The 9884-nt window shown below is 46.7% G+C and carries 7 protein-coding genes and 1 pseudogene; all 8 read left to right on the top strand.

Going from position 1 to position 9884, the window contains the following annotated elements; genetic code table 11:
- A partial coding sequence (locus tag RMO52_RS08900) for a GspE/PulE family protein (protein WP_310413066.1) occupies positions 1-1830 on the top strand: 1830 nt, incomplete at its 5' end.
- A 115-nt stretch (positions 1831-1945) separates the two neighbouring features.
- Positions 1946-3052 carry a type IV pilus twitching motility protein PilT gene (locus RMO52_RS08895; RefSeq protein ID WP_309744766.1) on the top strand — a complete coding sequence of 369 codons (1107 nt, stop codon included), beginning with the start codon at positions 1946-1948 and terminating at the stop codon, positions 3050-3052.
- A 115-nt stretch (positions 3053-3167) separates the two neighbouring features.
- Entirely contained in the window at positions 3168-4394 is a 1227-nt protein-coding gene (locus RMO52_RS08890) for a type II secretion system F family protein (RefSeq protein WP_309744764.1), read from the top strand.
- A gap of 211 nt (positions 4395-4605) precedes the next feature.
- Positions 4606-5202 carry a hypothetical protein gene (locus RMO52_RS08885; protein WP_309740233.1) on the top strand — a complete coding sequence of 199 codons (597 nt, stop codon included), beginning with the start codon at positions 4606-4608 and terminating at the stop codon, positions 5200-5202.
- Positions 5203-5214: 12 nt separating this feature from the next.
- Positions 5215-5361, top strand: a pseudogene (locus tag RMO52_RS24655) (MFS transporter); the annotation flags it as partial.
- Positions 5362-6250: 889 nt separating this feature from the next.
- Positions 6251-7486, top strand: a complete 1236-nt coding sequence (locus RMO52_RS08875) for a sedoheptulose 7-phosphate cyclase (RefSeq protein WP_309742172.1) — start codon at positions 6251-6253, stop codon at positions 7484-7486.
- Positions 7487-7488: 2 nt separating this feature from the next.
- Positions 7489-8292, top strand: a complete 804-nt coding sequence (locus RMO52_RS08870) for a class I SAM-dependent methyltransferase (RefSeq protein ID WP_309742171.1) — start codon at positions 7489-7491, stop codon at positions 8290-8292.
- Between the two features lie 176 nt (positions 8293-8468).
- Positions 8469-9845 (top strand): ATP-grasp domain-containing protein, encoded by a 1377-nt coding sequence (locus RMO52_RS08865; RefSeq protein ID WP_396134928.1) that lies wholly within the window; start codon positions 8469-8471, stop codon positions 9843-9845.
- The last annotated feature ends 39 nt before the right edge of the window (positions 9846-9884 follow it).

Raw genomic sequence — 9884 nt, 5'->3', positions numbered from 1 at the left:
TCCCTGACGGGTAAATCTTTGCCAGCCGAGTTACAAAATCAATATAAAAAACAACAGTTATTCGAGCTGAAAATTGTCTACGGTTTGAACGCGGTCGATATTACCTCCGCGCAAATTGACAAGGTACAAGTACGGACGTTAATCGATACTTTTATCTCTGCTGATAGTTGTCGGCAACTTAAGCTATTGCCGATCGGTAAAATGGAAGGCGATCCGCCGATTCTCACGGTAGCGATGATCGCGCCCAACGATCTCCAAGCCAAAAACGATTTGGACAAAATTCTCCGTCCCCACGGGATTGCTTGGCGCAGTGAGGTGATCGCGCCAGAAGATTATCAAAAACTTTTAGATGGCTATTTGGATGAGCGGATCCAACAGGATGCCGCCGATAATTCCCAGAAAAATCTCAATGTCGAAATTGAAAACTTTGATACGCCCGAGCTAGGTGGGGTCGAAGATGAGCTAGATGATGAAATCGACGTTCAGGGGGCAGAAGCCGCTCCGGTAGTCAAGTTAGTCAATCAAATCCTCGCTAAGGGTTTGATGGAAAAAGTTTCGGACATTCACATCGAGCCACAAGAGGAAGGCTTGAGAGTGCGGTTTCGCAAAGATGGCGTCCTGCGTCAGAGTTTCCCAATTTTGCCCAAGCACATCATTCCAGCGGTGATCTCCCGCTTCAAAATCATCGCCGAATTGGACATCGCCGAGCGGCGGTTGCCTCAAGATGGTCGGATTCGGCGGACGTTTGAAGGTCGCAAAGTAGACTTTCGGATGAGTACCCTCCCGAGTCGGTATGGGGAAAAAGTCTGTATGCGGATTTTGGATAACTCCTCGACGCAATTGGGGTTGGATAAGTTAATTAGCGATCTGCCATCGCTGGAAATCGTCCGAGCGATGGGTAGTCGCCCGTTTGGCTTGATTTTGGTGACTGGGCCGACTGGTTCGGGTAAATCGACGACACTTTATTCTCTCCTCGCCGAACGTAACGATCCTGGTGTCAATATTAGTACGGCGGAAGACCCGATCGAGTATGCCCTCCCTGGCATCAACCAGGTACAGGTAATTCGCGAAAAAGGGATGAACTTTGCTTCGATCTTACGCGCCTTCATGCGGCAAGATCCCGACATCATCCTGGTGGGAGAAACTCGCGACCAAGAGACGGCTAAAACCTCCATGGAGGCGGCTTTAACGGGTCACATGGTCATGACTACCTTACACACCAACGACGCGGCAGGCTCGATCGCGCGGCTCGATGAGATGGGCGTCGAACCATTCATGGTTTCGGCAGCCCTCATCGGCGTTGTCGCGCAACGACTCCTGCGGAAAGCTTGTGCGGAATGTCGGATCGCCTATACTCCCACCCGCGAAGAACTCGGTCGATTTGGGTTGTCTGCTTCGGGTGATGCAGTCATCACCTTCTACAAAGCTAACGAACTCTCTAACGACGCGATCGAATCTGCCAAAGCCGCTGGCTGTCTGTGCAAAAACTGCAATGGCGTCGGCTATCGCGGTCGAGTCGGTGTCTATGAAGTCATGCAAATTACCGATGAGCTAGCGACGCTCATCAACCAACGCGCTTCCACCGCCCTGATCAAGGAAACCGCAGTTCAGCAGGGGATGAAAACACTGCTGGCTTACAGCCTCCAAATGGTGCAAGAAGGTCAGACTACGCTCGATGAAGTCGAACGCGTCACCTTTACCGACTCTGGTTTGGAAGCCGAAATCAAAGCCAAACGCAAAACCACCCTTATCTGTCGGACGTGCGCGGCAGACCTCAAACCGGAATGGCTTGATTGTCCGTATTGTATGACACCTAGATTTGAGAATTAGTGAATAGTGGATAGTGAATAGCAAACAGAAAGGACACATGCGTCCTAAAAGGATCTAAACATTAACCACTATCCACTATCCACTATCCACTATCCACTATCCACTTCCTAAACCTATGTCTGAACTAATGATCGAAGACCTAATGGAGCAACTCGTTGAAATGGGTGGCTCCGACATGCACATTCAAGCAGGTGCGCCTGTCTATTTTCGCGTTAGCGGTAAACTTGCCCCGGTTGGTGAAGAACCACTCACGCCGCAAGAGTGCCAAAAACTGATTTTTAGTATGCTCAATAATACTCAGCGCAAAGAACTCGAACAAACCTGGGAAATCGACTGCTCTTATGGCGTCAAAGGGTTGGCAAGATTTCGGGTCAATGTCTATAAAGAACGTGGTTGTTATGCTGCTTGTTTGCGGGCATTATCTTCCAAAATCCCCAACTTCGATCAGATGGGATTGCCCGATATCGTCAGAGAAATGAGCAATCGTCCGCGCGGATTGATTCTGGTAACAGGGCCGACTGGTTCTGGTAAAACCACCACGATGGCAGCCATGATCGACTTAATCAATCGGACTCGTGCCGAGCATATTTTGACGATCGAAGATCCAGTCGAATATGTCTTCCCAAATGTTAAAAGCCTCATTCACCAGCGTCAAAAAGGTGAAGATACTAAAAGTTTCTCCAATGCGCTTAGAGCAGCCTTGCGCGAAGATCCAGATGTAATTCTAGTTGGAGAATTGCGTGATTTAGAAACGATTAGTTTGGCGATTAGTGCTGCTGAAACTGGGCACTTAGTCATGGGGACATTGCACACTAGTTCCGCCGCTCAAACGATCGATCGGATGTTGGATGTATTTCCCCCCGAACAACAACCCCAAATCCGCGCCCAGTTATCTAACTCGCTAGTTGCCGTCTTCAGTCAAGCTCTCGTCCAAAAGAAAAAACCCAAACCCGGTGAGTATGGACGAGTCTTGGTACAAGAAATCATGATCGTCACACCCGCAATCTCTAACCTGATTCGTGAAGGTAAGACCGCCCAAATTTATAGTGCGATTCAAACTGGAGCCAAGCTAGGCATGAACACGATGGAATCGATCCTCGCTAAACACATTCGCGAAGGTACGATTTCTTTTGAAGTTGGTGTTTCTAAATCCTCTCGACCTGATGAACTTCAACGTCTGATTGGATCTACACCTACGATGGCAGCGAATGGGAGAAATTAGGGAATAGGGAATAGGGAATAGGGAATAGTGATTATCTACTCTCTTACCCTTTACCCTTTACCCTTTACCCAAACAAAATCCTAACCCCTATCCCCTATCCCCTATCCCCTAAATCATGCCAACTTTTATAGCTGAAGTCCGCGATTCTCAAGGAAATGTCAAACAAGAAAAAGTTGACGCTCAAACAGTAGAATCAGCTCGGAAAAAACTCAAACAGAAATACCAGTTCATTCAAAATATCAGACCAGTCAAATCTTTTGATATCACTAAAATTGACTTACAGGACATCGAAGCAGCCATGAACCCGGTGACGGTTCGTGATAAAGCGGTATTCTCTCGCCAATTTGCAGCGATGGTCAATGCAGGTGTGGCAATGGTGAGATGTTTGACAGTGCTTTCCGAGCAGTGTGGTAATCCCAAGCTGCGAAAGGTACTCGCACAAGTGAGTCTGGATGTCCAACAAGGGATTAACCTGTCTGATGCCATGCGCCGACATCCAGAATGTTTCGATACTCTTTATGTGAGTATGGTGCAGGCTGGTGAAGTTGGTGGGGTACTCGATGAAGTACTCAATCGTCTGGCTAAGGTTTTAGAAGATATGTCTCGACTCAAAAACCAAGTCAAAGGAGCAATGGCGTACCCTGTGGCTGTAGGAATTTTGGCACTGTTGGTATTTCTAGGGATGACAATCTTCTTAATCCCAGTATTTGCAAATATTTTCAAAGGATTGGGTACAGAGTTACCGGGATTGACACTATTTATGTTGGGCGTAAGTGGGGTACTAACTAGTTGGATGGTAATCATCCCGATCGTTATAGTTGGCGGCTTGATTTTTGCATACACTCAATACTATAAAACCACCATTGGTAAACTGACGATGGATCGGTTTTTCTTGAAAATGCCGATTTTGGGTGACTTAAATGAAAAATCAGCAACTGCTAGATTTTGTCGAATTTTTGGGACATTAACTCGATCGGGCGTACCGATTCTCAACTCACTAGATATCGTTCGCGATACAGCGGGCAATCAAGTTATCTCTAACGCGATCGAAAAGTCCAAAATGGAAGTTCAACAAGGGGGGATGTTAAGCAATGCCCTGCAACGTGAAAAAGTTTTCCCATCGCTGGCAATTCAAATGATCAGCATCGGGGAAGAAACCGGGGAACTAGATACAATGATGATGAAAGTTGCTGACTTTTATGAAGATGAAGTCGAACAAGCGGTTAAAGCTCTCACCAGTGTCCTCGAACCAATTATGATGGTCTTCTTGGCAGGGATGGTAGCCGTAATTCTACTTTCGATGTATCTCCCCATGTTCAAAGTATTCGAGAAACTTGGCTAAGAGCTTTAAAATATCCTTCCGATCGATATAGGTAGAGTAATAAATGTTTATTACTCTACCTAATTATTAGCTAGCTACGATTCGATCGAATCTCATTGTCTATAGCCACTGCCGAGCTTGTGAAGACATATCATATCCCCGACTTCTTAAAAGAAGTCGGGGATATGGCATCACTATCGCCCTAACTGCTTTTGATTATTAATAAATTTATATGTCGATTAAAAAATCAGACTACGAAGAACTATTGACGCGATATAGCAATCATACTGAAGCAGTAGAATTACTCAAGCAGTATCGTCCGTATCTAGAAATGATTCCCAGCATCCGGCGATCGGAAGAAAGCTTGATTACGATGCCGTTACCTGTCGTCAAACTTCGCAAAGTTCCAGTAATCCAGCAACTCGATCGATCTTCGCCGATTAGTACTACTTCGCAAACAATTTTACTGCCTTGCGATCTGGCATATCTCATGTGCGATCCGGAGTGGAAAATTAAGATGGGCGGCGAGATTTTAATATTTATCCAGCAGCCTGAAGAAGATTTTTCCGATTTACTCATGCGGTGGCGGCGGACGCAAGTATTACTCGATCGTGACTATGAATGGGTAATGCCACAATATTATCGGCATATTATTAGTGAAGGTGTCGAACATCTTTATCCACTGTTTGTAATATTCGATCGCACGTCAGCAAGTATCAAACAAGGATTAATCGGCTCGCATTTACCTTTTGTCATCGCTCAAAATCGCCAAACATTGATCGCCGAATTAATCCCCCCCGAACGCGGTACAGAATTACTAGATCTCTAATTTTAGGTTTTGATAACCGCTGAGTTAACTGAAGACTACAACGAACGCACGAGTTTGAGTAGTTTTCGCTTTACCTTATCGATTGGGGGCAGTATTCTTGCCCTATTAATTGCGATCTCGGTATTTCAATTTGTCAAAGATCCCGCCCAGCAATATCTGACGAACTCGAAACCGGACAACGCCGTGAGGGACGATTACCTCGCGGCGCGGCTACGCCAACGATTGACATGTAATTTGACTATTTCCCCCAAAATAGCAGGAGAGCCGATCTGTCAGGCAGTCAGGCATTAACCGAATCTGCGAGATCCAGCGTCTAGCCGGGTGGAAATGCGGCACCGTCAGTAGCTAACAAAGCTAGCAAATAGATATACTCAATCGAACAAATTAAGCGTCACTGTCACAATTGCCGCGATCGATATCAATAATCGAGAACGAGCTGGGTATGTTAAGAATGTGGGAAGAAAATCGGACATCATGCGATCGCGCGTGATGTCTTACTTTTTAGAGGTAACATGCTGTATCTAACGCCGTCCGATTGTATTCTGGAATCTGAATTGGGCTAGGCGGATCGGCAAATTGATGCGACTTTGAGTGCAGTACTCGATTTCTGAACTTGTAAAATTCGACTATTCGATCGATTATCGAACCATTCTTTAATCTGAATTTGTAGATATGTGTCAGAACTAAAATTCAAAATTCGAGCGACCTGAAGCACAAGTAATGTTAGTACACTCGAAAATCTGGTGACGAATCGAGCTTCAAAAATAGATATTAGCTGGTTGAGAGTTGGTAGCTGAAACTATGTTTTGGCTGATTCTTTCGAGTCTTTAGTAGTCGTTTTTACACGATTAGAAATATTGTTGACAAAGTAGATAATTAGTATTAGCATTGGGTGCGCTGTTTTAAAATCGCTACTCAAATTCTGATAAGTAAAGACATCCAGTTGTTACTTAGTAGTATTGTGTCTTTTGGCGAATCCAATAAAATCTTGTTGAATAAATATGAAAAATTCGCTATGTTAGGGATGGCACAACAATAAAGAAATCTTATGGGCGATATCAAGGCAACTTTTACATCAACAGATCGTGCCTTTCACGTCGAAGGATATGAAAAAATTGACTTTAGCTTGCTCTACGTGGATGGTGCATTCCAACCAGAAAACCCAGAAATTGCGGATAGCTATCGCCAATTTGGACGATGTTTGATGGTGGTAGACCGGAATGTGTACGGTCTATATGGCGATCGGATGCAGAATTATTTTAAGCACCATGACATCGACCTGACAGTTTTTCAAGTCGCAATCAAAGAACCTGACAAGACATTAAAAACTTTCGAGAGTGTCATTGATGCCTTTGTCGATTTTGGGCTGGTGCGTAAAGAACCTGTACTAGTAGTTGGCGGAGGATTGACGACTGATGTTGCTGGTTTTGCCTGTTCTTCCTACCGTCGGCGGACGAACTATATCCGCGTCCCAACGTCCTTGATCGGGTTGATCGATGCTAGTGTAGCGATTAAGGTAGCTGTTAATCACGGTAAGCTCAAAAATCGTCTCGGTGCTTATCATGCGTCCCAAAAAGTCATTCTAGATTTCTCATTCTTGAGGACGTTGCCGATCGATCAAATTCGCAACGGCATGGCAGAATTGATCAAGATCGCAGTTGTCGGGAACAAAGAGCTGTTTGAATTACTAGAAGCTCATGGCGAAGAGTTGCTACACAGCCATTTTGGTTATCTGAATGGGACGCCCAAATTGCAAGCGATCGCCCATCGATTGACTTACAATGCGATCGAGTCGATGCTGAAACTAGAAGTACCCAATCTTCACGAACTCGATCTCGATCGAGTGATTGCCTATGGACACACCTGGAGTCCCATGCTGGAACTAACTCCAGAAATCCCGATGTTCCATGGTCACAGTGTGGCGATCGATATGGCATTCTCAGCAACGATCGCTCAGCACCGAGGCTACATTACAGTTGCCGACCGCGATCGGATTCTAGGGCTGATGAGCCGACTGGGATTGGCGATCGATAGTCCATATTTGACCCCAGAACTACTATGGCAAGCCACTAAATCGATCTCGCGAACTCGCGATGGATTGCAACGCGCTGCGGCTCCCTGTCCGATTGGTGAATGTATGTTCATGAACGATCTGACTCGCCTCGAATTAGATGAAGTCTTGACACTACATCGCGACATTTGTCAGGGCTATCCACGCCAAGGCAACGGCGAGGACATGTATGTGGTCTTGGATAAGATGACTCCTTCCCCCGCAGGAGTCTAAGGATGAGACCAGTTACCCCAGTCGGGATTTTGGCAGCCAAACTGGAACGCTTGACCCAGCAGATGGCGCACATCGCCAATCTCGACCCCGCTTTTCAAGCCGAGCTGCAACAAGCCTACGAGCTAGCCAACGGTCTCGATCCTTATCTCGATCGTTGTACGACGCCAGAGTCGCCAGCTCTAGCCGCATTGGTGCAGCACACCCAATCGGAAGATTGGAGCAAACGCTTTACAGATGGCGAAACAGTTCGCCATCTGGAACAGGAGATGGTTTCCGGTCACGTGGAAGGGCAATTTCTCAAATTTCTGATCCACCTGACCCAAGCGCGTCGCGTCCTCGAAATCGGCATGTTCACGGGTTATTCTGCCCTAGCGATGGCGGAAGCACTGCCCTCTGATGGCGAAGTTGTGGCTTGTGAAGTCGATCCTTATGCGGCAGAATTTGCCCAACGCTGTTTTCAGGAGTCTCCAGCCGGACATAAAATATCTGTCAAAGTCGCACCTGCACTGGCAACAATGCAGCAGTTAGCGGCGGATGGAGAAGTATTCGATCTGGTGTTTATCGATGCGGATAAGGCGGGATACCTGGACTATCTAGATCTGTTGCTGACGACGGGGCTATTGGCTCCTAATGGCTCGATCTATGCCGATAATACGCTGATGCAGGGACAGCCATATGTGTCGGGGACAGCTACGCCTAATGGAATCGCGATCGCGAATTTCAATCAGGCGGTAGCGGCAGATCCGCGCGTGGAGCAGGTGTTGATTCCACTGCGGGATGGGATTACCTTGATTCGGCGGGTGTAGATCCCGCTCCTCCCCTTAGAAAGGTGAGGTTGGGTGGGGTAAAGGTTTACGCTTTAATCTCGATGATTTGAGGTGAAGGTGGCTGCGGAGATCTACCCACCCCGCCCATTGGGCACCCCTCCAAGGAGGGGATTTTTCTTTGGAAGTGCGAAAAAATTATGACAAAGACAGTAGCAATGGGATCGGCAGGATTCGATCGAGAAATCATGATGGAAGATAGTAGATTGCCAACTAGAATTAAAACAACTGCTACTCTGCTGCTGCTACTGTTGGTATTTCCCCTAAATCTCTTGCTAACGACGATCGCGATCCTTAGAGCCGCGATCTTTACCCCAATTCGATCTCGTCAGATTGCTGCTCAGCCGCAGACGATTTTGATTAGCGGTGGGAAGATGACTAAGGCTTTGCAATTGGCTCGATCGTTCCATAGTGCGGGACATCGAGTAATTTTAGTTGAAACTCATAAATACTGGCTGACGGGGCATCGCTATTCATGGGCGATCGATCGCTTTTATACCGTGCCCGATCCGCGTGCTGAAGATTATGAATCGGCGCTACTCGAAATCGTCATCCGTGAAGGTGTCGATGTTTATGTCCCTGTCTGTAGCCCGGTTGCCAGCTATTACGATGCCAAAGTCCAGACTGTACTCTCTCCTTATTGTCAGGTGATGCACGTCGATGTCGAGATGTTGCAGCGGTTGGATGACAAGTATGAATTTGCGACAGACGCTCAGGCGTTGGGACTGCGGGTACCCAAATCTTTTAAGATTACCCATCCCCAGCAGGTTATCGACTTTGACTTTAGCACCGAGCAGCGGCAATACATTATCAAGAGTATTGCTTATGATTCGGTACGGCGATTGGATCTGACTAAATTACCCTGCGCTACGCCAGCCGAAACTGCTACGTTTGTCAAATCGCTGCCAATTTCCGATTGCAACCCGTGGGTGATGCAGGAGTTTATTCCTGGGCAAGAATACTGCACCCACAGCACGGTTCGTAATGGAAATGTGCAGTTGCACTGTTGTTGTGAATCGTCAGCATTTCAAGTCAATTACGAGCATGTAGATCGATCGGATATCGAGGAGTGGATTAGGACTTTTGCTGGTAGTCTCAAGCTGACGGGACAAGTTTCCCTAGATTTTATGCAGGCAGATGATGATGGCAAAGTTTATGCGATCGAGTGCAATCCGCGCACCCATTCTGCCATTACGATGTTCTACAACCATCCCGATGTGGCGGCGGCTTATCTAAATTTAGCACCACTCGATCGGACCGTACAGCCATTACCAACCAGCCGCCCGACTTATTGGCTCTATCACGAAATCTGGCGATTAGTTACGCATTTATCTTCGCCACAACTAACTTGGCAAAGATTACAAACGATCGTTCAAGGTAAGGATGCCATCTTCGACTGGGACGATCCGCTACCTTTTATGATGGTGCATCATTGGCAAATTCCACTATTACTATTAGGCAATTTGCGAAACCCCAAGCCGTGGATTCGGATCGACTTTAATATCGGCAAACTAGTCGAGATTGGAGGTGATTAGTCAGACTAGCTGCGGTGATGTCGCTCATCGATCGAAGAA

The sequence above is a fragment of the Chamaesiphon sp. OTE_8_metabat_110 genome (assembly GCF_031382685.1).
Lineage (GTDB): Bacteria > Cyanobacteriota > Cyanobacteriia > Cyanobacteriales > Chamaesiphonaceae > Chamaesiphon.
This window is presented reverse-complemented; position numbering and strand designations above follow the sequence as displayed.